This is a genomic window from Streptomyces sp. NPDC093085, from assembly GCF_040683935.1.
Lineage (GTDB): Bacteria > Actinomycetota > Actinomycetes > Streptomycetales > Streptomycetaceae > Streptomyces.
Genome location: NZ_JBFBFB010000011.1, coordinates 92,978 through 118,072, shown reverse-complemented (window position 1 = coordinate 118,072; position 25,095 = coordinate 92,978). Strand labels below are relative to the sequence as shown.

Annotated in this window: 19 protein-coding genes and 1 pseudogene; 7 read left to right on the top strand and 13 right to left on the bottom strand. The window is 72.5% G+C overall.

Annotated elements, in window-relative coordinates:
• Window positions 1–5: 5 nt before the first annotated feature.
• A complete protein-coding gene (gene eno, locus AB0O07_RS26430) occupies window positions 6–1,307 on the top strand; it encodes a phosphopyruvate hydratase (RefSeq protein ID WP_365637560.1) in 1,302 nt (433 codons plus the stop codon).
• Window positions 1,308–1,417: 110 nt separating this feature from the next.
• Here the strand turns inward: eno and AB0O07_RS26425 are convergent, their stop codons facing one another.
• Entirely contained in the window at window positions 1,418–2,074 is a 657-nt protein-coding gene (locus tag AB0O07_RS26425) for a TetR/AcrR family transcriptional regulator (RefSeq protein WP_365637558.1), read from the bottom strand.
• Between the two features lie 244 nt (window positions 2,075–2,318).
• On the opposite strand from AB0O07_RS26425, the gene AB0O07_RS26420 reads away from it, so the two are divergent.
• A complete protein-coding gene (locus AB0O07_RS26420; RefSeq protein ID WP_365637556.1) occupies window positions 2,319–3,080 on the top strand; it encodes a glucose 1-dehydrogenase in 762 nt (253 codons plus the stop codon).
• A 28-nt stretch (window positions 3,081–3,108) separates the two neighbouring features.
• On the opposite strand, the gene AB0O07_RS26415 is transcribed toward AB0O07_RS26420, so the two are convergent.
• The 5 genes from AB0O07_RS26415 to AB0O07_RS26395 form a co-directional block, all read right to left on the bottom strand.
• The gene (locus AB0O07_RS26415) at window positions 3,109–4,620 is read right to left on the bottom strand and encodes a methyltransferase domain-containing protein (protein ID WP_365637554.1); all 1,512 of its coding nucleotides are present in this window, start codon (window positions 4,618–4,620) and stop codon (window positions 3,109–3,111) included.
• Between the two features lie 496 nt (window positions 4,621–5,116).
• A complete protein-coding gene (locus tag AB0O07_RS26410) occupies window positions 5,117–6,154 on the bottom strand; it encodes a helix-turn-helix domain-containing protein (protein ID WP_365637551.1) in 1,038 nt (345 codons plus the stop codon).
• Between the two features lie 224 nt (window positions 6,155–6,378).
• Complete coding sequence (locus AB0O07_RS26405; RefSeq protein WP_365637549.1) at window positions 6,379–7,614, bottom strand: aldolase/citrate lyase family protein; 1,236 nt, start codon at window positions 7,612–7,614, stop codon at window positions 6,379–6,381.
• A 178-nt stretch (window positions 7,615–7,792) separates the two neighbouring features.
• Entirely contained in the window at window positions 7,793–9,010 is a 1,218-nt protein-coding gene (locus AB0O07_RS26400; RefSeq protein WP_365637547.1) for a CoA transferase, read from the bottom strand.
• A gap of 257 nt (window positions 9,011–9,267) precedes the next feature.
• On the bottom strand, window positions 9,268–10,188 hold the full coding sequence (locus AB0O07_RS26395; protein ID WP_365637546.1) for a LysR substrate-binding domain-containing protein: 921 nt from the start codon (window positions 10,186–10,188) through the stop codon (window positions 9,268–9,270).
• Window positions 10,189–10,429: 241 nt separating this feature from the next.
• Here AB0O07_RS26395 and AB0O07_RS26390 point away from each other — a divergent pair, with 241 nt between their 5' ends.
• Together AB0O07_RS26390 and AB0O07_RS26385 are read left to right on the top strand one after the other, a co-directional pair.
• Window positions 10,430–11,896: a citrate:proton symporter gene (locus AB0O07_RS26390; RefSeq protein ID WP_365637544.1), complete on the top strand. Its 1,467-nt coding sequence runs from the start codon at window positions 10,430–10,432 to the stop codon at window positions 11,894–11,896.
• Window positions 11,897–12,210: 314 nt separating this feature from the next.
• Window positions 12,211–13,659, top strand: a complete 1,449-nt coding sequence (locus tag AB0O07_RS26385) for a CocE/NonD family hydrolase (RefSeq protein WP_365637542.1) — start codon at window positions 12,211–12,213, stop codon at window positions 13,657–13,659.
• A 5-nt stretch (window positions 13,660–13,664) separates the two neighbouring features.
• On the opposite strand, the gene AB0O07_RS26380 is transcribed toward AB0O07_RS26385, so the two are convergent.
• Window positions 13,665–15,695, bottom strand: a complete 2,031-nt coding sequence (locus AB0O07_RS26380; protein ID WP_365637843.1) for an ABC transporter ATP-binding protein — start codon at window positions 15,693–15,695, stop codon at window positions 13,665–13,667.
• Between the two features lie 391 nt (window positions 15,696–16,086).
• Window positions 16,087–16,926 (bottom strand): glucose 1-dehydrogenase, encoded by an 840-nt coding sequence (locus AB0O07_RS26375; RefSeq protein WP_365637540.1) that lies wholly within the window; start codon window positions 16,924–16,926, stop codon window positions 16,087–16,089.
• Between the two features lie 157 nt (window positions 16,927–17,083).
• On the opposite strand from AB0O07_RS26375, the pseudogene AB0O07_RS26370 reads away from it, so the two are divergent.
• From AB0O07_RS26370 to AB0O07_RS26360, 3 genes and pseudogenes are all read left to right on the top strand, one after another.
• Window positions 17,084–17,313 (top strand): annotated as a pseudogene (locus tag AB0O07_RS26370) (LLM class flavin-dependent oxidoreductase); the annotation flags it as partial.
• 900 nt (window positions 17,314–18,213) lie between these two features.
• On the top strand, window positions 18,214–18,645 hold the full coding sequence (locus AB0O07_RS26365; RefSeq protein ID WP_365637538.1) for a hypothetical protein: 432 nt from the start codon (window positions 18,214–18,216) through the stop codon (window positions 18,643–18,645).
• A 96-nt stretch (window positions 18,646–18,741) separates the two neighbouring features.
• A complete protein-coding gene (locus tag AB0O07_RS26360; protein ID WP_365637536.1) occupies window positions 18,742–19,485 on the top strand; it encodes a M23 family metallopeptidase in 744 nt (247 codons plus the stop codon).
• Between the two features lie 182 nt (window positions 19,486–19,667).
• Here the strand turns inward: AB0O07_RS26360 and AB0O07_RS26355 are convergent, their stop codons facing one another.
• From AB0O07_RS26355 to kdpA, 5 genes are all read right to left on the bottom strand, one after another.
• Window positions 19,668–19,928 (bottom strand): Txe/YoeB family addiction module toxin, encoded by a 261-nt coding sequence (locus tag AB0O07_RS26355; RefSeq protein ID WP_365637534.1) that lies wholly within the window; start codon window positions 19,926–19,928, stop codon window positions 19,668–19,670.
• The gene (locus AB0O07_RS26350) at window positions 19,925–20,194 is read right to left on the bottom strand and encodes a type II toxin-antitoxin system prevent-host-death family antitoxin (RefSeq protein ID WP_365637532.1); all 270 of its coding nucleotides are present in this window, start codon (window positions 20,192–20,194) and stop codon (window positions 19,925–19,927) included. Before AB0O07_RS26350 ends, AB0O07_RS26355 begins: the two co-directional genes overlap by 4 nt.
• A 61-nt stretch (window positions 20,195–20,255) precedes the next feature.
• Complete coding sequence (locus AB0O07_RS26345; protein ID WP_365637530.1) at window positions 20,256–20,987, bottom strand: potassium-transporting ATPase subunit C; 732 nt, start codon at window positions 20,985–20,987, stop codon at window positions 20,256–20,258.
• 5 nt (window positions 20,988–20,992) lie between these two features.
• Window positions 20,993–23,104: a potassium-transporting ATPase subunit KdpB gene (kdpB, locus tag AB0O07_RS26340; protein ID WP_365637841.1), complete on the bottom strand. Its 2,112-nt coding sequence runs from the start codon at window positions 23,102–23,104 to the stop codon at window positions 20,993–20,995.
• Between the two features lie 224 nt (window positions 23,105–23,328).
• Window positions 23,329–25,089: a potassium-transporting ATPase subunit KdpA gene (gene kdpA, locus AB0O07_RS26335; RefSeq protein WP_365637839.1), complete on the bottom strand. Its 1,761-nt coding sequence runs from the start codon at window positions 25,087–25,089 to the stop codon at window positions 23,329–23,331.
• Between the last annotated feature and the right edge of the window lie 6 nt (window positions 25,090–25,095).

The window sequence follows — 25,095 nt, the reverse complement described above, 5'->3', positions numbered from 1 at the left end:
CCGCCATGACCGCCGCAACCGCCATCACCCGCGTCACAGCGCGCGAGATCATCGACAGTCGCGGAAACCCGACCGTCGAGGTCGACATCGAGCTGGCCGACGGTTCGACCGGCCGCGCCGCCGTGCCCTCCGGGGCCTCCACCGGGGCCCGCGAGGCGGTGGAGGTGCGCGACGGCGACCCGGCGCGCTTCCACGGCAAGGGTGTCCGGCGCGCCGTCGACGCCGTCAACGAGTCGATCGCGGACGCCGTCATCGGGCTCGCGGCGGAGGACCAGGCGACCGTCGACGCGACCCTGATCGACCTCGACGGCACCCCCGACAAGGGCAGACTCGGCGCCAACGCGATCCTGGGCGTCTCCCTCGCCGCCGCGAAGGCCGCGGCGCGCGCCCACCGCCTGCCGCTCTACCGGTACGTCGGCGGGGTGGACGCCCGGCTGCTGCCGGTGCCGATGATGAACATCATCAACGGCGGCGCGCACGCCGACAATCCGCTGGACTTCCAGGAGTTCATGATCGCGCCGGTCGGTGCGGCCACCTTCACCGAGGCCGTACGGATGGGATCGGAGGTCTTCCACACCCTGCGCCGGGATCTCGTCGCCGCGGGGCACAGCACCGGCGTGGGCGACGAGGGCGGCTTCGCCCCGGATCTGCGGACCGCCGAGGAGGCGCTGGACTTCGTCGTACGGGCCGTCGAACGCACCGGATACCAGCCCGGCACCGACATCACCGTCGTCATGGACCCGGCCGCCTCCGAGTTCTTCCGGGACGGGGTGTACGACTACCGGGGCGAGGGCGTACGCCGCGATCCGGCCGCCCACGCCGACTACATGGCCTCGCTGGTCGACCGCTACCCCGTCGCGTCGGTCGAGGACCCGATGGCCGAGGACGACCACGACGGGTGGCGACTGCTGACCGCCCGGCTCGGGGCGCGCTGCCAGCTCACCGGCGACGATGTCTTCTGCACCAACGAGACGCTGCTGCGGGAGGGGATCCGCGACGGGGTCGCCAACTCGATCCTGGTGAAGCTCAACCAGATCGGCACGCTGACCGAGACCCTCGCCACCGTCTCCACCGCCCACCGCGCCGGTTACACGGTGGTCATGTCGCACCGTTCCGGCGAGACGGAGGACACGACGATCGCGGACCTGGCGGTGGCCACGGGGTGCGGCCAGATCAAGACCGGGTCGCTCTCGCGCTCGGACCGCACCGCCAAGTACAACCAGCTCATCCGCATCGAGGAGGAGCTGGGGCGGCAGGCGCGGTACGCGGGGCGGGAGGTGCTGGGGGGCGGCGCGCTCCGGGGGTGAGAGAAGCGTCCCGGCGTCACGGGTGACGGGTGACGGGTGACGGGTGACGGGTGACGGGTTAGGGGTGACAGGTTAGGGGTTAGGGGCATTCAGAGGCGGAGCGCCTCGCGCTACCCCAGCCCCTCCCTCACCACGGCCAGCGCCGAGCGCAGCGCCGCCGTCAGTTCGCCCTGCACCTCGGCCGGGCCGGTGGACCCGTCGGCGGTGGCGCGCCAGGCGTGGTGCTCGACCGCCGCGCGCAGCGCCGCGTTGAACATCGCCGCCTGGATGGCGGGCCGCAGGTCGTCGGCGGGCAGGCCGGCCCGTTCCGCCAGGGCGCGGGCGAACGCCGGCTCCGCCTCGTCGTACGTCTGCAACCAGACGGCGCGCAGGGCCGGTTCGGTGCGGGTCAGCCGTACCAGCGCGGCGGTGGCGGCGCGGTCCGGGCCGGTGAGCAGGCTCTCCTCACTGGCGAGTTCCCGCTCGAAGAGCGCTTCGAGGGGTTGGCCCGGGTGCCACTGCCGCAGGCAGGCGGCGACGACGGTGATCCCCACCGAGAACAGCGGCCGTACGCAGCTCTCCTTGTTCGGGAAGTAGCGCCAGACCGTACGCGCGGAGACGCCCACCGCCTGCCCGATCTGCTCGCCCGTGGTCGCCGTCACGCCCTGGGTCACGAAGAGGCGGACCGCCGCGCGGGCGATCTCCAGCCGTATCTCCGCCCTGCGCTCCTCGGTCAGGGGCGGTCGCCCCGTACGCCCGCTCGGCGCACCTCCGCTCGGCGCGGCCATATGTCCCTCCGGCTCCGTTGATCACTCCCGCGTGATCACTCCCGCGTGATCACTCCCGCGTGATCACTCCCGCGTGATCATCCTCCGTCAATTCTCCACCTCGATTTCCTGTCACTCAGAGACATTAAGTCGTAGGGTGTGGCCCACGGACCACAACGCGGCACACAAACGCGGGACACAAACGCGGCACACAGACGCGGGACACAGACGCGTGACAGAAACGCGGGACACGAAGGAGCACGTCATGGGAAGCGGACTCGACGGCCGGAGCGTCATCGTCACCGGAGCGGGCTCCGGCATCGGCCGGGCCACCGCCCTGGCCTTCGCCGCCGAGGGCGCCCGGATCGTCGTGGCGGACCTCAACGCCGAGGGCGCGCGGGCGGTGGCCGAGGAGGTCGAGAAGGCCGGCGGCACCGCCGTCGCGGTGGTGGGCGACCTGAGCGACCAGGCCGTCGCCGACGAGGTCGTACGTACGGCCGTGGAGCGCTTCGGCGGCGTGGACGTGCTGGTCAACAACGCCGGGATCATGGACCGCATGTCGGCGCTGGCGGACGTGAGCGACGCGGAGTGGGAGCGGGTCATACGGGTCAACCTCACCGCGCCCTTCCTGCTCACCCGGGCGGTGCTGCCGCACATGCTCCGGGCGGGCGGCGGCGCCATCGTGAACACGGCGTCGGAGGCGGGCCTGCGCGGGAGCGCGGCGGGGGCGGCGTACACCGCCTCGAAGCACGGCGTGGTGGGGCTGACGAAGTCCCTCGCCGTGATGTACCGGAAGCAGGGCATCCGGGCCAACGCCATCGCCCCTGGCGGTACGCGGACCAGCCTCGCCCTCGATGTGGAGCAGGGCGCCCACGGGCCGACGACCCTTGGGCCGTACCTCGCCAACATGGGCAAGCTGGCCGGGCCGGAGGAGCAGGCGGCGGCCATCGTCTTCCTCGCCTCGCCCTCGGCGAGCAACGTCAACGGCGTGATCCTGCCCGTCGACGACGCCTGGGCGGCGGTCTGACGGGGGTCACTCCCCCGCCGTACGGGTGTCAACCCCCGCCCGTACCGCCTCCGCCCGCACCGCCTCCACTCGTACCGCCTCCAACTCGTACCGCCCCCGTCCGTACCGCCTCCACCCGTACCGCCTCCACCCGTACCGCCCGCGCCAGGAAATACGCGGTGGCGTCCTCGTAACACTCCAGCCGCCAGCCGCTCCCCTCCAGCATCGGCCGCAGGTTCGGCTCGCCCAGCGGGTCGTCCGGGGAGAGCGGGCGGCCGTGGCGGGCGGCGCGTTCGGCGCGGCCCGAGGGGTGGAAGAGCAGCAGCGCGCCGCCCGGGGCGGTGACCCGGGCCCATTCGCGCAGGGCGGCGGGCGGGTCGGGGAGGTGGTCGAGGAGCCCCGCGGTGAAGATGCCGTCGACGGAACCGGGCCCCAGCGGCAGCCGTACGCAGTCGGCGAGCAGCAGCCCGGCCACCCCCGCCCCCGCCCGCGCCTCCCGTGCCGCCGCCCTGAGCATGGCGGCGGTGACGTCCACGCCGAAGACCGCGCCCTTCTCGCCCACCCCGGCGCGCAGCGCGGGCAGTGCGCGCCCCGTGCCGCACCCCAGATCGAGGGCGGTCTGGCCGGGGCGCAGGCCCAGCCGGGCGACGGCCTGGTCGTAGCGCGGGCCGTCGGCGGCGAACCGGGCCTCCCAGGACGCGGCCTTCGGCGTGAAGAACGTACGGGTGGCGGTACGCTCCGCCCGCGCCGCCACCAGCGCGGCGAACCGCCCGAACACCTGGTCCCGGTACGGCGCCAGCGCGGCCAGTTCGGCGGGCGCGGCCGGCAGCAGCTCCGGCGCGGTGGCCGCCTCCGCGGGGAACGCCGCGGCGAACGCCGCCACCGCCGTCGCGTCGGCCTCCAGATGGAACTGCACGCCCCACGCGGCGCCGCCCACCCGGAACGCCTGCACCGGATACCGCTCGCAGGAGGCCAGCACCACCGCCCCGGGCGGGGCCGTCATCGTGTCGCGGTGCCAGTGCAGCACCCGCAGCCGCTCGGGCACCCCGGAGAAGAGCGGATCCCGGGCCGCCGCGGGTCCGGTCCGTACCTCACCCCACCCGATCTGCGCCCCTGAGCCGCCCGGGACGGCCGCACCGTCTGCGACGGCCGCACCGCCCGGGACGGCCACACCGTCTGCGACGGCCGCACCGCCCGGGACCGCCGTACCGTCTGCGACGGCCGCGCAGCGCGGGACAGCCGCGCCGCCGGCGAACGCCGTACCGCCCGCCGCCACCGCCAGCAGTTGCGCCCCCAGGCAGACCCCGAGCACCGGGACCTCGGCGGCCAGCGCCGCGCGCAGCAGGGCGAGTTCGGCCCGGCGGGTGGGGAAGCCGTCGTCGCGGTACGCGGCGGCCGGGCCGCCCATCACCACCAGCGCCTCGACCCCGGCCAACCCCTCCGGCACCGGATCCCCGGCCCACACCCGGCACACCTGGACCGGCAGGCCGGCCGCCGCCAGGGCCTCGCCGATCGCGTACGGACCCTCGTCCCGTACGTGCTGCACCACCAGTACGCCCACAGCCCTCACCCCAGCCGGCGGAATCCGCGGATCGGATCCGGGCCGGGACGGTGATTACGTCACGGACAGCGGATGCGACCCAGACAAGGGTGTGCGCACAGCAAGTGCCAGTCAACAGCGCCTCATGGCTCGCATACGCGAGTTTCCGACCGGTCGCCGCCCACGCGGGTCCGGACCGTCGCGCGGAGCCCGGGCCGGAAAGCGGAATTGCACCGGCTTCTGCCGGGCCGACGACAGCGGACACAACCCCCGTGTGTGTCCGCCACCGGGCCCGGCAGTCATTCGCCGTGCTCGGATCAAGAATGTCGCGGCCCGTCGCGTCTGTCGTTCGCACCCAGTGCACACCTCCGCGCCTTCGTTGGCATGGCGTCTACTCGACACCGCCCCAGTCGGCTCGGACCGGCCCAGACCAGATCGGACTAGGCCAGACCAGACAGGACCGGATCAGATCAACTCGGGTCGTTCCAAAGGCGTGCGGATACTCTGCGACCTGCCCTCATCCATATCCATGTATCTGCTGCATCCGCTCATCCGCCCGGATCCGCTCGGCCAGCGCCAGAAGCCGGTGTTCCCTCGGCGACAGCCCATAGGCCGCACGGAAGGCCCGGGTGAACTCGGCGGCCCTGGCGAAGCCCCAGCGCGCCGCGACCGCGTGGACGGGAGTGGCCCGCAGCGCGGGGTCGGCCAGGTCCTTGTACGCGCCCCTCAGCCGCTGGATCCGGATGTGGGCGGCGACCGTCTCGCCGGGTGACTCCCGCTGGAAGATGCGGTGCAGATAACTGACGGAGATGTGGTGCGCGGCGGCGATCACGGACGGGGTCAGCTCGGGGTCGTGCAGGTTCTGCCGGATGAACGCCCGGACGCTCACCGCGATGACCCGCTGCCGGGACTCGTGCGGCAGCGCCTCCCGCGCTTCCAGCGCCTCGGCGGACCAGACGGAGAGCAGGTCGAGCACGACCGAGCCCAGCCGGGGCGCGTCGGCCGGCCGCAGGGTGCCCGCCAGCCGGTCCAGGGAGGAGAGGAAGTCCGTCAGCAGCGCCCCGGCCCCCTCCCGCCCCGGCATCGCACGGCCCAGCAGCTCGTCCACCCGCCGGGGCGGCAGGGGCAGCAACGCCTTGGGGAAGTCCACGGCGAGGCCCCGGACGACACGGCCCTCCTGCCCGTCGGCGGACCACAGGTCGTACGGCCGCGAACTGTCCATCATGTGCATGTCGCCCGGGGCGAAGGAGTCGGACCGCCCCGCGTGGTCGAGGGCCAGCCGTCCTTCGCGGAGCAGGGACAGGTGAAACATCTCGGGGTCGGCGCGACGCACCATGCGCGGGCTCCGCCGGTAACGCGAAGGCAGGAACGACGCCGACCACACCGTCACCGGCCCCAGCTCCAGCCGCCGCTGCTCGGCCCAGAAGTCCGCGGCGTGCTCACTGAGAATGTCGCTGGCCCGGGTCCGCCCCATGAGCTGCCACCAGTACTCGAACCGTTCGTCCCGTGGCACGTCCTCGGTCCGGAACTCCGTCCGGAACCCGGTCCCGATCATCTCGTTCCATCCCCGGGAGACATGAGCGCTATGGGTGTCCTGCGTGTCGTCGGCCGGCGGAGCTTCCGGGACGGCCAACGAGACGTGATACCTACCCTATTCCCGGCCGGTGCCGCCACCGCTCTCCGGGCGCGGCCACCGGAGCCGTGGCATCTCGCCCGTGCCTCCGGGCGCTCCGGGCGCTGCCACCGGGGCTGCGGCGCCGCGCACCGAGGGGGCCACGGCTACGGCAGCGGCGAATCCCTCGCGGCGTGGTGTTCCAGCATCAGCCGGGCCGTCGCCGCCATGGCCTCGTCGACCATCTCGCCCTCGAAGACCACCGCGCCCGCGCCGCGCGCCCGCGCCTCCGCCACGGCGGCTATCAGCCGGGCCGCCCGGTCGAGTTCGGCGGGCCGGGGCGAGAACACCTCGTTGATCACGGCGACATGGGAGGGGTGGATCGCCATCATCCCCGTGTAGCCCAGGGCGCGGTTCTGCTCGGCGAACGCCCGCAGCCCGTCCAGTTCGCCGATACGGGTCCACAGCCCGGCGACCGGATGCGGGCTCCCGGCGGCCCGTACGTCCAACAGCACGCGGGAGCGGAGCGCGTGGGTCTCGGCGCCCTGCGGGCTCCACCGGTAACCGACGGCCCGCTCGACATCGCCGCCCGCGCCGGTGACCGCGCCCAGGTAGGCGACGCGGGCGGCGGCCGCCGCGCAGCCGTGGGCGTCGCGCAGCGCGCGGGCGGTCTCCAGGAGGGGTACGAGGGCGAGCGCACCCGGTGGCAGGCCGTGCTCCCGCTCGCACCAGCCGAGCAGCCGGTCGGCGAAGCGTATGTCGTCCGCCCCGGTCACCTTGGGCAACACGATCCCGCTGAGTCCGGGGCGGGCGACCGCCCTCAGTTCACCGGCCGCCGCCCAGCCGTCGAGCGGGTTGACCCGGACGAACAGCCTCGTCCGCCAGGGGCCGGGACCAGCGGCGGGGGCGGGCGCCCAGTCACCGGCGTCGGCGGGCGCGAGCGCCGCGTCACCGGCACCGGCGCGGGCGGGGGCGGGGGCGGGAGCGCCGGCGGGGGCGGAGGCGCGGACAGGGACGGAGCCCGCTCCCGGGCCGCGCCTCTCAGCGGCCTCCTCCGCCCAGGCCCCGGCCTGAGCACGGGCCTTCTCCCCCGCCATGGCGGCCCTGGCACGGGCATCCCCAGCCACGGCGGCCTGAGCACGGGCCTCCCTCCCCGCCTCCGCCGCCTGAGCGCGGGCCTCCTCCTCGATGGCCTCGGCCACCTGGTCCCGGGCGGACGCCTTGCCCTCCCACGGCACCGCGTCCTCCAGGTCGAGGATGACGGCGTCGGCACCGGCAGCCCGCGCCTTCGGCAGCCAGTCCGTCCTCGTCCCCGGTACGAAGAGCAGCGACCGCAGCGGCGGCCTGGCCCACGCCCCGCCCCCGGGCCCCGCCCCCACCGCCGTCCAAGGCCCCGGTGCCATCCCAGGCCCCGGCACCACCCCCGGTCCCGGCCCCGCTCCCGGCCCCGGTCCCGGCCCCGGCGCTCCCCCCGCTCCCGGTCCCACCACAGCCTCCGGCCCCGGCCCCGCCCCCGGCGCCGTCCTCCGCCCTGGCCGCCCCGGCCGCTCCGGCCGCCCCGGCCGCCCCGGTCCGCCGACCTCAGACGACATCGCTCTCCTCCAGCTCCGCCAGTTCGGCCTCCCCCAGGCCGAGCCACTCCCGGTAGACCAGGTGGTTGTCCTGGCCCAGCGCGGGCCCGGTCCGCCAGATGTGGCCGGGCCGCTGCCGGAAGTGCGGGATCACCGCCTGCATCCGTACGGCCCCGAGGTCCGGGTCCTCGACGGTGACGATGTCCTCGCGCTCGGCGTAGACCGGGTCGGCGGCGATGTCCGCCGCGCTGAACACCCGGGACGCCACCACCTCCGTACGGGCGAACGCGTCCAGGCACTCGTCCGCCGTGCGCTCCGCCACCCAGGCACGCAGCCCGTCGTCCAGCCGGGCCCGCCCGGCGTGCTGCTGCTCGGCGGTGGCGAACTCCGCCTCGGCCAGCCCCAGCAGCCGCGCGATGTTCCGTACGGAACGCAGGGTCGCCGAGGTCACGGTGATCCACTCACCGTCCCGGGAGGCGTACGTGTTGATCACCGCCGCCGGGGCGACGGCCAGTTGGTTGCCGGCGCGCTCCGGTACGGTGCCGAGCTGGTCATGGACGATGACCTGCCACTCCACCAGCCGGAACAGCGGCTCGAAGAGGGCCAGGTCGATCCACTCGCCGTCGAAGCCGGGGTCGTGGTCCCGGCGGTGCAGGGCCGCGAGGACGGCGTACGCGCCCATCAGCCCCGTCACCGCGTCGCCGTGCGAGAAACCGGTGTGCACGGGCGGGCCGCCCGGGAACCCCGTCAGGTGCACCACGCCGCTGCGCGCCTCGCCGACCTTGCCGAAGCCGGGCGCGTCGGCCCGCGAGGAGGTCGCGCCGAAGCCCGATATCTGGAGCAGCACGGCCTTCGGGTTGACCCGGTGCACCGCCTCCCAGTCGAGGCCCCACGCCTTCAGCCGCCCACCGCGCAGGGTGACGATGACGACATCCGCCCAGGCGACCAGCCGGTGTGCGAGCTCCCGGCCGGCCTCGTGGTGCAGATCGAGGGTGACCGACCGCTTGTTGCGCCCCGCGACCTTGAACCACAGCGGGTGGCCGTCCTTCCTCGGCCCCATGGCGCGCGCCGCGTCCCCGGCGCCCGGCGGCTCGACATGCACCACGTCGGCGCCCTGGTCCGCGAGCATCGCGCCCGCCAGCGGACCGGCCACCACATGCGCGAACTCGACCACCTTCAGCCCGCGCAACTGGCCACGACCGCCGGTTTCCGACTCTTCGCTCGACACCACCGTGCTCCCCGCTCCCTCGCCGCTCCGTCACGCCTCCATCCGCTCCGCTCACCCTGCCGACGCGAGGAAATGCCTGTCCAGCAACAAACCCCCATCAATCCATGCGCTTTCCGCAAGAGTCGGCCTGCGCCTCCCCTCGCCCACACGGATCGGACTCGGGCGCGGATCGCCCCACGGTGCGGCTCGGCCCCGGACGCGGGCGCGGCCCCGGACGCGGGCTCGGCCCCGGACGCGGGCTCGGCCCCGGACGCGGGTCAGGCCCAGGAGACGCCCGGCGGAAGTTCGCGGCGCCGGGTGCGCAGCTCCTCCAGCGTCTCCAGGAACCGCCGCGCCACCGGTGGCAGTGGACGGCGGGCCCGCAGCGCGATGTCGAGGCGGCGGTCGACCACGGGGTCGGCCAGCGGCCGGTGGACGAAGGGACCGGAACCCAGCAGCGGCAGGACGAGCGCGGGCAGCGCCGAGACCCCCAGGCCGGCCGCGACCAGGCCGCCCACCGTCGCCACGTTCCCCGCCTCGGCCGCCGGCGCCGCCAACGCGTCGACCTGGGCGAACGCCGCGTCGGTGAGCCTCCGTACGCTCGATGCCCGCCCCACCGCGAGAAACGGCTCCCGGGCCAGGTCCTCCCAGGTGACCACCGGCCGGCCGGTCAGCGGATGGTCCGGCGGCAGTACGGCGACGAACCGGTCCCGGACCAGCGGGCGGTGCTCCAACTGCCCCGACGGCTCGCCGGTGGTGATCGCGAAGTCGGCGTCCCCCGACAGCGCGTGGCCCAGCACCGCCTGCTCCAGGCCGTCCATGATCTCCACCCGCACCCGCGGGTGCCGCCGCCGGAACTCCAGGATCGCCTGCGGCAGCAGCACCGCGGCCACCGAGGGGAGGGTGGCCACCGTGACCGTACCGGCCTCGCCGAGCAGGAACCGCTCCAGTTCCTTCATCCCCGACGCGTGCGCGTTGACGATCTGCTCGGCTATCCGCAGCGTCTCGACGCCCGCCGCCGTCAACCGGACGTTCCGCGTGTCCCGTTCGAGAAGCCGCGCCCCGAGCTGCCGCTCCAGGTCCGCGACCGCACGGCTGAGGGACGACTGCGATACGTGCAGGTGCGCCGCGGCGGCGGTGAAGCTCTCCGCACGGGCCACCGCCGCGTAGGCGGCCAGTTGACGCAGGGTGCTCTCCATGGCGAGCGAGTGTAGGCACCACCCGCCCCCATTGATGCGGAGATCGCATGAACAGATCTCTGTTTGATGCTGGACGCCGATCTGTCGCCGCTCCGACACTCATCCGCAACGCGGGGCGCCGCGCTCCGCACGCCCGGCGGTCCCCCGCCGCGCTCCGTACCGCCGCGCGCCGTACAGCCATGCGCCACACAACCGTGCGCCGCACAGCCCTGCGCCGCAGACGAGAAAGCGAGCGACACCCGTGCTGGCAGCCCTGGGGTTCTCCACGATCGGCCTGTTCCTGCTGCTCACCATGGGCAAGCGGATGTCCGTCCTGGTGGCACTGGTGGTGCTGCCGGTGCTGGCCGCGCTCGTCGGCGGCTTCGCCGGCGGCATGGGCGACATGATCCTCAAGGGGCTCACCACGGTGGCGCCCACCGGGATCATGATCGCGTTCGCGGTCCTCTACTTCTCGCTGATGGTCGACGCGGGCCTCTTCGACCCGCTGATCCGGCAGATCCTGCGCGCCGCGCGCAACGACCCGGCCCGGGTCGCGGTCGGTACGGCCGTCCTCACCATGTGCGTGGCCCTCGACGGGGACGGCGCCTCGACGTTCCTCATCACCATCTCCGCCCTGCTGCCGGTCTACCGACGCCTCGGGATGAGCCCCCTGGTGCTCTCCGGCACGGTCTGTCTCGGCGCCGGCGTGATGAACATGCTGCCCTGGGGCGGGCCGACGGTCCGGGCCATGACCGTGCTGAAGCTGGAGAGTTCGGACGTGTTCACGCCCGTCCTGCCCGCCATGGGGTGCGGGATCGTCTGGGTGCTGGCGGCGTCGTACTGGATAGGCCGCCGCGAACGCCGCCGCCTCGCCACGCCGACGACGCCCCGGCCACCGGACTCCCCGGCTCCGGACTCCCCCACGCCGGACTCCCCGGCACAGGTCCACCTGCCATCGGACTCCCCGGCACGGGACCGCCGGGCATCCGACTCCCCGGCACGGGACCGCCGGGCATCCGACTCCCCGGTACGGATCCGCCAGGCATCCGGCTCCCCTGCACAGGACCGCCAGGCATCCGACTCCTCGCCGGGCTCCCCGCCCGGCGCACCCCTCTGGCTCACCGCCTTCAACGCCCTGCTGACCCTGGTGCTGCTGGTCGCCCTGGTCATGGAGGTCATGCCGCTGCCGGCGCTGTTCGCGATCGCCTTCGCCGTCGCCCTCGTCGTCAACCACCCCTCGTGGGAAGGCCAGCAGGCACTGCTCGAAAAGCACGCCAAGAGCGTGGTGCTCGTCACGACCATGATCTTCGCAGCCGGAGTCTTCACCGGAATACTGACCGGCACCGAGATGATCTCCGAGATGGCCGAGGCGCTCGTCTCCGTCGTCCCCGACTCCCTCGGGGCCCATCTGCCGCCCCTGGTCGCCCTCACCGGGGTGCCGCTGAGCCTGGCCTTCACCCCGGACGCGTACTACTTCGGCGTCCTGCCCGTGCTGGCGCACACCGCGTCCGGGTTCGGCACCGACCAGGCCGAGGTGGCCCGCGCCGCCATTCTCGGCCAGATGACGACCGGCTTTCCGCTCAGCCCGCTGACCGCCTCCACCTTCATCCTCGTCGGCATGAGCGGGGTGCAACTCGGCGAGCACCAGCGCTTCATCTTCCGCTGGGCCTTCGGCACCACCGTCGTGATGACCGTCGCCGCCCTGCTGACCGGGGCCATCTCGCTCTGAACCAGGCCGGGTCCCGCTCCCGCCCCGCCCCGTCCCCCACGGAAGGAGACGTCGCCCATGCAAGCGTCCGCGAACGGCCCGGAGACCCCACGGCCCCGGCCGGTACGACGCCGCACCGTCTGCGCCCTCGGTACGGCGACCGCCCTCACCACGGCACTCGCCCCGGCGCTCCCCGCCCCGCGTCCGCCGCACCCGCCGGAACAGTCACAACCGCGGGAACAGCCGCCCCCGCCGCACCAGCCGAGCCCCCCACGCCTCTCCCGGCGGCCCTGGCCGACCCGTTCTTCTCGTACACCCGCCCCGCGCTCCACGGTGTGGTGCGCGAGGACGTACGCGTACCGCTGCGCGACGGCGGCCACCTGGCGGCACAGCTCTACCGCCCCGCGGACGGCGCGGGCCGCCCGGTGCCGGGGACGTTCCCGGGCATCGTCTACGAGTACACCGCCTACGCGGGCGAACTGGAGTCCTTCGGGACCGGCGCCGCCTACTTCGTGCGCCGTGGCTACCAGGCCCTGGTCTGCCAGGTCCGCGGCTCCGGGGCGTCCCCCGGCGCCGTCGACCCGTTCGGCCCGCGCGAGCAGCGGGACAACTACGACGCCGTCGAGTGGCTCGCCCGGCACCCCGCGTCCACCGGCCGTATCGGGCAGATGGGCGTCAGTTACGGCGGCCACACCACCCTGCTCGCCGCCGTGAACCGCCCGCCGCACCTCAGGGCCGTCATCCCGATGAACGCCATCAGCGACTGGTACGAGAACACCATCTACCGGGGCGGGATCTACTCGGCCCGTATCCGCGACTGGCAGCGGGCGGTCGCCCCGGACACACTGCGGACCTACGCCGCGCACCCGCTGTACGACGATTTCTGGCGGGACCGCAGCGTCATGGCGCGCTGGGACGCGCTCACCGTGCCCACCCTGGAGATCAACGGCTGGTACGACCGGTACCGGGACGGCATGGTGAAGAACTACCTGGCCCGTCCCGACCACGTATGGCTGGTCTCGGGGCCCTGGGAACACGGCTACCCGGAAGGGCAGTACGCGGGCATCGGCCCCGGCTGCTACCTCGCCTGGTGGGACCACTGGCTGGCCAGGGACCGGCGCGCCCCGCTGCCCGCCGCACGCGTCACCTCGTACGAGACACCGGGGCCCGGGGTGGGCGGGGGGTGGCAGCAGTTCGCCCGGTGGCCGCCACGCGACGCCGCCGAACGGACGCTGCGGGCCCGTCCGGACGGCTCGCTGCGGACGGCACCGGGCCCCGCCGGCAAGGGCTCCTTCGAGGTCAACACGGGCAGCGACGCCCCCGGTGACCACCAGCGGCTCCGCTTCTCCACCCCCGTACTCACCCGTGACCACGTACTGGCGGGCGGTGCCACGGCCCGGGTACGCGCCGCCTTCACCGCCGCCGACGGAAACATCGCGGCGGTGCTCTACGACGAGGCACCGGACGGTACGGCGGCCAGGATCACCGCGGGGTGGCTCAACGCCCGCCACCGGCACGGCCATACGCGGCTCGCCCCGGTCACCCCGGGGACGTACTACGACCTGGACGTACCCCTGTGGCCCACGCACCACCGGCTCGCCGCAGGCCACCGGCTGGTGCTCCGTGTCTCCAGCGACGACCACCCGGAGATCGACTCCTCCGCCCCGGCGGGCCGGGTGACCCTGCGGCTGGGCACCGGCGGCTCGTCCCTGAGCCTGTCGGTACGGCCCCCCACCGCCCCCACCCGGGCCCCGGCCAACGCCCCGGCCCCGGACACCCCCTGACCAGGTCATGTCTCGCTCCCCGCACCGTCCGGCACGACCGCGGGCCCGGACTGCGCCGACTCCACCCGTTTCCCATCCGGCTGCGCCGGGCCCCTCCGCTGATCCGGCTGCGCCGACCTCTCCTTCTGGTCCGGCTGCGCCGGGACGTGCGGACTGTCCACGGCGTACTGGGCGGCCTGGATCCGGTACAGCTCCCGGAAGAGCTTCGGGCCCTCCGTGTCGTCGGCGAGGAGTTCGGCGAAGGTGCCGCTCTCCACCACGCGGCCCGCGTCGAGCACATGGATCAGGTCGGCCGCGCGGACCGAGCCGAGCCGGTGGGTGATCAGGATGACGGTCTGGCCGGAGTCGGCGAGGCGCCGGATCTGCTCGAAGAGCTGCTGCTCCGCGCGGGCGTCCAGGGCCGAGGTCGGCTCGTCCACGACCAGGATCCGGCCCGCCCGGTAGTGCGCGCGGGCCAGGCCGAGCCGCTGCCACTGGCCGCCCGAGAGCTGGTGGCCGCCCTTGTAACCACGGGCCAGCAAGGTCCGCCAGCCGCGCGGCAGTTCCGCGATCAGGCCATCCGCGCCCGCGTACCGTACCGCCTCCTCCAGCCGTTCCTGGCCGACCGGCGCGTCGGGGCGGCCGATCGCGACGTTCACGGCGGCGGTGAACGGCCAGCGGTAGAAGTCCTGGCCCACGACCGCGACCCGGGAGACCAGTTCCTTCCGGTCCGCCTCGGCCGCGTCCACCCCGTCCCAGAGGATGCGGCCGGAATCGGGCTGGTAGAGCCCGCACAACAGCTTGACCAGGGTGCTCTTGCCGCTGCCGTTCTCCCCCACCAGCGCGACGATCCGGCCGGTCGGAATGGTCAGGCTCGCCCCGTCCAGGGCCCTCTTGTTGTCCTTGCCCCGGTAGGTGAAGACGACGTCCTCGAACGTGATCGCCGCCGGCTCGGCCGGCAGCGGCAGCCCGCCCTCCGGAATGGCCCGCCCGGCCGCCTCCTCGCAGAGCCGGTGGAGGTCCTCGACGAACAGGCTCTCCTCATGCAGGTAGTTCACCTGGAGCACCAGGTTCTCCAGGCTGGAGGAGCCGCTCCGGATGGCCAGCACGGCGGTGCCCCCGACGGAGAGCGCCATCACCCCCGTCCACAGCAGCCCGCCGAGCGTGGCGTACGCCGCCGCCGTGGCCAGCCCCGTCCACCCGGCAGCGACCAGCCCCGTACGGGCGGCGAGCCGCGCCAGCCTCCGCTGCTCCGCCTCCTGCGACTCCGACATGACCCGGAAGTGGTGGAGCAGGAACGGGCCGACGTTGTGCACCCGGATCTCCGGGGCCGCCTCCGTCGTGATCAGCAGGTTGGCGATGAGATGGCCCGCCCGCGAGTGCTGTACCCACGCCTGGAACGACAGGTACCTGCGCCGCGCCACCGTCAGCGCCGCCCATGCGCTGGGCAGCGTCATCGCGACGAGCAGCGGGAGGAGGGCCGGGTGGAGCACGGCGAGCACCCCGGCGGCGGCGGTCAGCGACATCAGCGCGGCCATGACGTTCTGGCAGTACTTCACCATGCGGCGGGCCGAACTCGCCCCGTACTTCGCGCTGTCCAGCAGCTTGTGGAACTCGTCGTCCTCGACGGCCTCCAGCTCCACCCTGGCCGTATGCGACAAGTACCGTTCGGTCGCGACCCGTTCGACCTTGGGCTCCAACTGCCCCGTACCGGAGGTGGAGAGGGCCCGGAGCACGGCCCCGGCCAGCGCCGCCCCACCCGCGACCGCCAGCGCGGGCGCCGCCTCCGTCAGCCGCTCGGCCGTACTCCCCTCGCCCAGCAGATGCGCCAGCACCTGGTTCACGGCGATCAGCCCGACCGCCTGCCCGATCCCCCGCCCGATCTCCGCGCAGGTCACCAGGCGCAGGGCGCCCTTGTCGGCCTCCGCCGCCAGCCGGATCGTGGTGCCGAGCAGCCGCGGGAGCCGGGTGACCATGGACCTTAAGCTGAGCTGGAACAGCGCGTCGTCGTGTTTGTTCCACCCCATGTCGTAGAGCAGGGGCCCACCGAACAGCATCCGCTCGGACACGGACTCACCCCCGCTCACGGGGTGGTTTCCGGCTTCGGATCCGGCCCCGGTCCCGCCTCCGGATCCGGACCCGGTTCCGCCTTCAGGTCCGGTTCCGCCTTCAGGTCCGGTTCCGCCACCGGATCCGGCCCCGGCTCCGGCTTCGCCCCCGGTCTCAGATTCGGCCCCGGCCCCGGTCTCAGGTTCCTTGCGCGTGGTCATGAGCACTCCTGTACGTAGTCAGCGTCGACCCAGCACCCACCACCCTCCGCGCCTGAACGACGACGGAAAGTGAAGGTACCGACAGTGTGCCAACCCCCACTGACAATGCCCCCGCCCCAGCCCTCCGCCCCAGGTCAGACAGGTGGAAAGTCCCGGCCGCCCCCCTTCGCTCCCCCCCTCACCCCACCTTCGCCTGCGCCGAGATCCCCCCGTCGACGGGCATCGCGACCCCCGTCACGAACGAGGCCCGGTCGCTGCACAGCCACACCGCCGCCTCCGCGATCTCGCGCGGCTCCGCCATCCGCTTCTGGATCTGCGGGGCGATGAACGCCTGCTCCAGCGCCGGGACCTGGCGTACCGCCGCGTCGATCATCTCGCTGCGCGTCGTCCCGACCACGAGCGCGTTGACCCGTATCCCCTGCTCCCCGTACTCGGCGGCGGCGGCGCGCGTGATACCGAGGACGGCATGCTTGGCGGCGACGTACGGCACGGAGGCGCCGGTGGCGTACCGCCCCGCCGTACTGCTGGTGTTGACGATGGAACCGCCCTTGCCCGAGGCGAGCATCACCGGCACCTGGTGCTTCACGCAGTTCCAGACCCCGCGCACGTTGACGTCCATCGTCCGGTCGAAGACGGCGTCGTCCGTCTCGTGCAGCGAGGGCTCGATCGTGGCGTAACCGGCGTTGTTGAAGGCGCAGTCGAGCCCCCCGAACCGTTCCACCGCCGCCTCGACCACCCGCCGGACGTCCCCGGAATCGGCGACATCCCCCGGCACGGCAAGCGCCCGCCCACCCCCTCCGACGATCTCCTTCTCCAGCGCCGCCAGCCGCTCCGCGCGCCGCGCCATCAGGACAACCGCCGCGCCCTCCCGCGCGAAAAGCGTCGCCGCGGCGGCGCCGATCCCGCTGGAGGCCCCCGTGATCATCGCGACACGCCCGGCCAACAGCCCTTCACGGCCCTGGCCTTGGCGGTACCCGTACGAATTCGTGCTCTCCCGCGTACTCTCCCGTTCGCTCATCGCCCGAGCATATGAGCCCATCGGGGAATCATCAGGGAGTCTTCGAGTCACTGGCGGCAATACGCCAAAGGTCCACTGATAAACCGTAAAGCGCTTCCCCGCGGCCTCCCTCAGCCGACCATACGATCACCGTGCCGCTTTCCGCACGGAAACCCGCGATGGTCCAGGCCGGGGCCCCGGCACCCTGGACGACTCCATCACCCGGGCCCTGCACAACGGCGCGCCCCCGTCACCGAAGCCGAATACGCATCGGCCGTCGCCGCGACCCTCCGCTTCCTGACCGAGGAAGTGGCCCTGGGCGACCTCCCCGAACCCTGGCTCCTCGCCTCCAGCCCCGCCGGCGTCGCGCTCGCCGCGACCCTCGGCCTCCCCGTCGCCGTCGCCCACCTATGAGGAGACACCTTGACCATGATTGCCTGGGAAGAGCCGTTCCGCGAAGCCCTCACCACCCTCACCACACTCATCCGCGACATCAAGGCAGGCAAAGCCGACCACCTGCTCTGAGACCCGAGCACCCCCGCTCGGCCTCCTGGCGTGTCAGGTCACCCTGGCGCTGCCGTCGCCGTTGGCGGAGGGAGCGGCTACATGGGAGGGCGTCGCGACGGGGCCAGTACGTCCATCAGGTGGGCCTGCGTGTGGGCGTATGCCTCTTGCGCGTTCAGGGTTCCCGCGTCCACGTGCAGAACGTGCCACGGGGTCCGTGCGAGGAGGCGGCGGGTCAAGGCGGCTTCGAAGCGAAGGTGGACGGCGGCCGACGGGAGGTCGTGGACGCCCCGCGTACCGGGGGACGCGGCGAGTTTCCGTACGTACCAGTCCACCGGCACCGGTGAGCCACTGCGCCACTGCACGGCACAGGGTGCTCTTGCCGGCTCCAGGGCTGCTGCCGATGACGGAGACGAGGTGCATGGTCACTGCGTCAGTCCCGCACCCGGGGGCCGCCTTCAGCCGGTGAGTCAGCAGTCGCAGGCGCAAGGGTAGGGGTAGGGGTAGGCGGCCAGGGCGTGGGCCCTCGGCCCACCCGACGGTAACGGTCCAGGCGTTGGGGCAGCTCGACGCCTTGCGGGGGAGGAGGTCACGGTCCTCCGCTCCGCCCTGACGGGCGACGACTTCGCCGCGTACCTCGATACCGTCCGCCGAAGGCGCGCGCAGCGCTACGTCGCCCCCGGAACGCGGGGTGCTATCCCCACCGTCGGCGAAACCGCCGTACGGCACTGCGGCACGCGCTCCAGGAGGGAGACCGTACGCGGTGGGGGCACCGCGCGCGGGCACCTGCCATAAGGTGGCGGCATGTCGCTGAGCCGCATAGTTCTCGTGTCCGGCCGGCCGGTCGAGCTCACCGAGTTACGGATGTCTTCGACCTACGGGGGCATGCTGGAAGGCTATCCATGCCGCCGCGTCAATGACATGAAGGTCCGTGGCCTCCGGCGGCAGGCCGAAAGGGCCTTCACCTCCGCGCCGGTTCACCTCGTTCCGCCCTCGCGCGCGTACCCGGACCAGGCGGCCGGTCCCTTCGGCCCCGTCGAGGTGCTGCCCTCCGTGGCCTGCATCGGTATGTTCGGGTCGGCGGCGGTCGGCTCCGAGCTCGACCCGGTGCTGCACCGTTCCGCTCTCGTCGTGGCCTGGTTCCAGGACGCCCCGGATGTACCCTCCGGCGAGGGCGCCGATGCCGCGCTTCGTGGTATCCGGTGGGAGGAACTGGCCCTGGATTACGAGCTCTAGCAGGCACATCCGGCACAGACCGACCCGCCCGGCCCAGAACCTCCGAGAGTCGCCCGCCCAGCCCCCCGGCCCCCCGAGTCGACGGAGGTACCGTCCATGCATGGCCCCGAGGGGGAACTCGGCGCGGTCGAGGTGGCGTTGCCGTTCAGCGGGTTGTGGCGGGTCGAGAACAGCCCGGCCCGGCGGGTGCCCAGTCATGGGACCGACCTGTTCGGGGGGCGGTACGCCATCGACTTCACGGCGGTCGACGTACGGCACCGGTCCGCGCCCAGCCGCGGTTGGCGGAGCCTGGTCGGGACCGAGCCGCCCGGGCTCTTCCACGGGTTCGGGCGGCCCGTGCTCGCGCCGGTCGGGGGTGTCGTCACCGCCGTACACGACGGGGAGCCCGACCACGAGGCCCGGCGGTCGCAGCCCGCGTTGGTGGCGTACGCGCTGAGCCAGGGCGGGCGGCTGCGGCGCGGGGTGGTCGGTGTGGCGGGGAATCATGTGATCGTGTCAGTGGACGAGAGCCCCGCGCATGTCGCGCTGGCGCACTTCCGGTGCGGGTCCCTCCGGGTGAGCGTCGGGCAGCGGGTTGACGCGGGGCAGGTCCTCGGGGAGTGCGGGAACTCCGGGAACTCCACCCAGCCGCACATCCACATGCAGGCCATGGACCGTACGGACCTGTCCAGCGCTCAGGGGCTGCCGCTGCTCTTCCGGCACTACCGCGAGTGGGGCCCCGGGGGCGGGGAACCACGGCTCGCCCACCGCGACGTACCGCGTGAACGGGCCGTGGTGGAGCCCGTCCCGGCCCCCGGCGTCAACGGCCCGCCCGCGTCAGAGCCTGCGGCGCCGCGCTGAGGGGGAACGGACTCATGCGCGGCAGCCGTACTGCTCGGCCAGGTTGTCGACGGCCTCCAGGACCATGGTGCGGGAGGCCGTGGTGAGGGCGTTGTCGTCCCAGTTCTCCGCCACGACGACGCCGGGTGGGCATTGGGGGCCGGGCACCGACCGTTTACCGGAGCCCGTCCCCTCGCCCCTCGTCAGCCTTCATAGTGGTATCGGCACTGCGCGACCAGAACCGCGTCTTCGGTCACCTTGTAGATGAGCCGGTGCTCGTCGTTGATGCGGCGCGACCAATAACCCTGGAACCCGTGCTTGAGCGGTTCCGGTTTTCCGATTCCCTCGTTGCCGTTTCTGGTGATGTCGGTGATGAGTGTGTTGACGCGTTTCAAGATCTTCCTGTCCTGAAGCTGCCACCACAGGTAGTCCTCCCATGCACAGGAGGAGAAGGTGATCTTCACGCGCGGTTCTGGTCTTCCATTGTCAGCTCATGGACCGTGCCGCCACCGCTCTCCAGCTCATCGATGGACGCGAGCAGGCGCCGAGCGTTCGCGGGGCTCCGCAACAGATATGCCGTCTCCTTCAGGGACTCATAGTCCTCCAGAGACACTATGACCACCGGATCATGCCCAGCCCGAGTGATGACGACCTCCTCGCGGTCGTCATTGACGGAGTTGAGCACCTCGGCATACCGCGCACGGGACTCGGAATACGTCATGGTCTTCACAGCCGACCCCTCTCTCACGTACAAGAAACTGTACGTCGATACCCATCGTGCGGCAACCGCATCACTTGTCCTCCCCTGTCAGCGCCCGCAGCGCCACGTTCAGGCGCAGGACGTTGACGCGGGGCTCGCCGATGAAGCCCAGGGTGCGGGGCTCCGTGTGGGTGTCCACCAGGGAGCGGACCTGTTGCGGCGAGAGGTGGTTGCGGGCGGCTACGCGGTTGACCTGGAGACGCGCGTACGCGGGCGAGATGTGCGGGTCCAGGCCGGAGCCCGAGGAGGTGACCGCGTCCGGGGGGACCGCCGAGGGCGGGACCGGGTGGCCCGGGACGGAGTTGTCCCGGATGACCTGCGCCTTCGCGGCGGTGATCCAGCGGATCAGCTCCTCGCTGTCGCCGGCCTTGTTCGTCGCGCCGGAGAGCAGCAGGTGGTACTGGGTGTTGACGGTGTTCGTCCCCAGGCCTCGGGAGGGGCGGGGCTGGAACCAGCGGAGGTCCGGGCGGGCCTCCTGGGACCCACCGGGCCGGCCCGGCAGGTCGTACGTCTGGCCGATCAGGGACGAGCCGACCACCTTGCCGTCGGCCGTGATCCGGGAGCCGTTGGCCTGGTGGGGGAAGGCCGCCTGGGCCAGGGCCGTGACGGCCAGCGGATAGGCGATGCCGCAGACCACGGTCAGGACGAGCAGGGCGCGCAGCCCGGCGCCCAGGAGGCGCGCGGTGTTCCGTACGGAGGTGTGCGGGACGGGTGTGTGTGAGGTGTGTGAGGTGTGCGGGGCGGAATGGGTCGGGTGGGTCATGTTGGTCAGCCGATTCCGGGGACTAGGGAGATGAGCAGGTCGATGAGTTTGATGCCGGCGAAGGGCGCGACGAGGCCGCCCAGTCCGTAGATCCCGAGGTTGCGCCGGAGCATCCGGTCCGCGCTGGTCGGCCGGTACCGTACGCCGCGCAGCGCCAGCGGGACGAGCGCGACGATGATCAGGGCGTTGAAGATCACCGCCGCGAGGATCGCGGACTCGGGCGACGACAGCCGCATGATGTTGAGCCGGTCCAGGCCCGGGTGGACCACCGCGAACATCGCCGGGATGATCGCGAAGTACTTCGCGACGTCGTTGGCGATGGAGAACGTCGTCAGCGCGCCCCGCGTGATCAGGAGCTGCTTCCCGATCTCGACGATTTCGATCAGTTTGGTCGGGTTGGAGTCCAGGTCGACCATGTTCCCGGCCTCCTTCGCGGCGGAGGTGCCGGTGTTCATGGCGACGCCGACGTCCGCCTGGGCGAGCGCGGGCGCGTCGTTCGTGCCGTCGCCGGTCATCGCGACGAGCTTGCCGCCCGCCTGCTCCCGCTTGATGAGGGCCATCTTGTCCTCGGGGGTGGCCTCGGCGAGGAAGTCGTCCACGCCCGCCTCCTGGGCGATGGCCTTCGCGGTGAGCGGGTTGTCCCCGGTGATCATGACGGTCCTGATGCCCATGCGGCGCAGTTCGTCGAAGCGCTCGCGCATGCCGTCCTTGACGACGTCCTTGAGGTGGATGACGCCCAGGACGCGCGCGCCCGCCCCGTCCTCGACGGCGACCAGCAGCGGCGTGCCGCCGGACTCGGAGATCGCCTCGGTGAGGGTACGGGTGGCCGGCGCGACCTGGCCGCCGCGCTCGCCGACCCAGGCGGTCACCGCCCCGGCCGCCCCCTTCCGTACCCTCCGTACCGCCACATGCCCCGCCGCTGTGTGCCCTGCTGCCGCGTGCTCCGCCGCCGCGTGCCCCGGCGTTCCGTGCTCCGTGATGTCCACGCCCGACATCCGGGTCTGCGCCGTGAACGCGACCCACTCCGCCCCCGCCAACTCCCCCTGGTGGCGCTCGCGCAGCCCGTACCGTTCCTTGGCGAGTACGACGACCGAGCGGCCCTCCGGGGTCTCGTCGGCCAGCGAGGAGAGCTGCGCCGCGTCCGCCAGCTCCGCCGGGTCCGTGCCGGGTACGGGGACGAACTCGGCGGCCTGCCGGTTGCCCAGCGTGATCGTGCCCGTCTTGTCGAGCAGCAGCGTCGAGACATCGCCCGCCGCCTCGACCGCGCGCCCCGACATGGCGAGCACATTGCGCTGCACGAGGCGGTCCATGCCCGCGATGCCGATCGCGGAGAGCAGCGCGCCGATGGTCGTCGGGATCAGACAGACCAGCAGCGCCACCAGGACGACCATCGACTGCTCGGCATGGGCGTACCGCGCGAACGGCTGGAGGGTGACGACGACCAGCAGGAAGACGATGGTGAGCGACGCGAGCAGGATGTTCAGCGCGATCTCGTTCGGCGTCTTCTGCCGGGCCGCGCCCTCGACCAGGGCGATCATACGGTCGATGAACGTCTCGCCGGGCCGGGTGGTGATCCTCACGACGATCCGGTCGGAGAGCACCTTCGTACCGCCGGTGACGGCCGAGCGGTCGCCGCCCGACTCGCGGATGACGGGGGCCGATTCGCCGGTGATCGCGGACTCGTCGACGGAGGCGACGCCCTCGGTCACATCGCCGTCACCGGGGATGATGTCGCCCGCCTCGCAGACGACCAGGTCGCCGATGCGCAGCTCGGTCCCCGGAACGTGTTCCTCCGCCGCGCCGGGGCCCCGTCCCGCGAGCCGGCGCGCGACGGTGTCCGTCTTGGCCCGGCGCAGGGTGTCGGCCTGCGCCTTGCCGCGCCCTTCCGCGACCGCCTCCGCGAGGTTGGCGAAGAGCACGGTCAGCCAGAGCCAGCCGGCGATCGCCCAGCCGAACCAGTCGCCGGGGTGGAGCGCCGCGAGGACGGTCGTGAGGAGCGAACCGACCTCGACCACGAACATCACCGGCGAGGTGACCATCACCCGGGGGTCGAGCTTCCTGAGCGCGTCGGGGAGGGAGGTGAGCAACTGGCCGGGGTCGAAGAAGCCGACGCCCACCCGGCCGCCGGCACCGACGCCGTCTCGGCCGCCACCCCCGACCCGGCCGCCGACCCGGCCGCCGCCGACACCGGCCCCGCTGCCCACCCGGCCGCCGGGATCCTTGGAGCCCCTGCTGCCCCTGAGGCTCCTCAGACCTGTGAGGCTCCTGAGGTTTCTCAGGTTCCTGAGGCTTTCGATCTTTCTCAGGCTTTTGATGTTCATGAGATTCCTGGGACGCATGGTCACGACGCCAGCCCCTCCGCCAGCGGTCCCAACGCCAGCGCCGGGAAGTACGTCAGTGCGGTGACAATGAGGATCGCGCCCACGAGCACCCCCGTGAACAGGGGTTTCTCCGTGCGCAGGGTGCCCGCTGTGGCGGGTACGGGGCGCTGCCCGGCCAGCGAGCCGGCCAGCGCGAGGAGGAAGACCATCGGCAGGAAGCGGCCGAGCAGCATCACGATGCCGAGGGTGGTGTTGAACCACTGGGTGTCCGCGTTGAGCCCCGCGAAGGCCGAGCCGTTGTTGTTGGCGGCCGAGGTATACGCGTACAGGATCTCGGAGAAGCCGTGCGGCCCGGAGTTGGCCGTCGAGTGGACCGGGGTGGGCAGGGCGAGGGCGAGCGCGGTGAAGCAGAGCACCAGCGCCGGAGTGATCAGGATGTAGCAGGCAGCGAACTTGATCTCGCGGGTGCCGATCTTCTTGCCCAGGTATTCAGGCGTACGTCCGACCATCAGACCGGCGAGGAACACCGCGATGACCGCCATGACCAGCATGCCGTAGAGCCCGGAACCGACGCCTCCGGGGGCGATCTCGCCGAGTTGCATGCCCAGCATCGCGATCCCGCCGCCGAATCCGGTGAAGGAGGAGAGGAAGGCGTTGACCGCGCCGGTCGAGGTGAGCGTGGTGGCGACGGCGAAGATCGACGACCCGGCCACCCCGAAGCGGGTCTCCTTGCCCTCCATGGCGCCGCCCGCGATGTCGAAGGCCGGGGCGCCGTGGTGGAACTCGGTCCACATCATCAGGGCCGTGAAACCGAGCCAGATGGTCACCATCGCGGCGAGGAGCGCGTACCCCTGCCGTACCGAGCCGGCCATCGTGCCGAACGTACGGGTCAGCGAGAACGGGATGAGCAGGATCAGGAAGATCTCGAAGAGATTGGAGACCCCGTTGGGGTTCTCGAAGGGGTGAGCGGAGTTTGCGTTGAAGTAACCGCCGCCATTGGTGCCGAGTTCCTTGATGGCCTCCTGGGAGGCAACCGCTCCACCATTCCACTGCTGCACACCACTGAGGCCCTGTCCCTGTCCTTGTCCCTGGCCGTTCAGACTGTGCTCATTCAAGAACTGGCCGACCTCATGAATGCCCGCGAAGTTCTGGATGACGCCGCACGCGACGAGGACGACGGCGCCGACGCACGCGAGGGGCAGCAGGATCCGTACGGTGCCGCGCACCAGGTCGGCCCAGAAGTTGCCCAGTTCGCCGGTACGGGAGCGGGTGAAGCCCCGTACGAGGGCGACCGCGACGGCCATGCCGACGGCGGCGGAGAGGAAGTTCTGCACGGCGAGCCCGCCGGTCTGGAGGACCGGGCCCATGGACTGTTCGCCGTAGTACGACTGCCAGTTGGTGTTGGAGACGAACGAAGCGGCGGTGTTGAACGCCTGGTCCGGGTCGATCGAGGAGAAGCCGAGCGAGCCGGGCAGGCCGCCCTGGATCCGCTGGAGGAGGTAGAGGAAGAGGACGCTCGCCGTGGAGAAGGCGAGGACGCCGCGCAGGTACGCGCCCCAGTGCATCTCGGCGGCGGGGTTGGCGCCGATGGCCCGGTAGATCCACTTCTCCACCCGGAAGGAGGGGAGGGAGGAGGTGGCCGAGGAGGTGGCCGAGGAGGTGGCCGAGGAGGCGCCCGGGGCGTAGACGCGGGCCATGTAGTCGCCCAGCGGGCGGTACGCGAGGCCCAGCGCCACCACGAGCGCGAGCATCTGGAGGACCCCGGAGAGGACCCCACTCATGACAGT

Excerpts from the sequence above, each read along its gene's own strand:
- eno (WP_365637560.1), top strand. The coding sequence starts at position 6 with ATGACCGCCGCAACCGCCATCACCCGCGTCACAGCGCGCGAGATCATC.
- AB0O07_RS26425 (WP_365637558.1), bottom strand. The coding sequence starts at position 2,074 with ATGGCCGCGCCGAGCGGAGGTGCGCCGAGCGGGCGTACGGGGCGACCG.
- AB0O07_RS26420 (WP_365637556.1), top strand. The coding sequence starts at position 2,319 with ATGGGAAGCGGACTCGACGGCCGGAGCGTCATCGTCACCGGAGCGGGC.
- AB0O07_RS26410 (WP_365637551.1), bottom strand. The coding sequence starts at position 6,154 with ATGATCGGGACCGGGTTCCGGACGGAGTTCCGGACCGAGGACGTGCCA.
- AB0O07_RS26405 (WP_365637549.1), bottom strand. The coding sequence starts at position 7,614 with ATGGCACCGGGGCCTTGGACGGCGGTGGGGGCGGGGCCCGGGGGCGGG.
- AB0O07_RS26395 (WP_365637546.1), bottom strand. The coding sequence starts at position 10,188 with ATGGAGAGCACCCTGCGTCAACTGGCCGCCTACGCGGCGGTGGCCCGT.
- AB0O07_RS26380 (WP_365637843.1), bottom strand. The coding sequence starts at position 15,695 with ATGCTGTTCGGTGGGCCCCTGCTCTACGACATGGGGTGGAACAAACAC.
- AB0O07_RS26375 (WP_365637540.1), bottom strand. The coding sequence starts at position 16,926 with ATGAGCGAACGGGAGAGTACGCGGGAGAGCACGAATTCGTACGGGTAC.
- AB0O07_RS26365 (WP_365637538.1), top strand. The coding sequence starts at position 18,214 with ATGTCGCTGAGCCGCATAGTTCTCGTGTCCGGCCGGCCGGTCGAGCTC.
- AB0O07_RS26360 (WP_365637536.1), top strand. The coding sequence starts at position 18,742 with ATGCATGGCCCCGAGGGGGAACTCGGCGCGGTCGAGGTGGCGTTGCCG.
- AB0O07_RS26345 (WP_365637530.1), bottom strand. The coding sequence starts at position 20,987 with ATGACCCACCCGACCCATTCCGCCCCGCACACCTCACACACCTCACAC.
- kdpA (WP_365637839.1), bottom strand. The coding sequence starts at position 25,089 with ATGAGTGGGGTCCTCTCCGGGGTCCTCCAGATGCTCGCGCTCGTGGTG.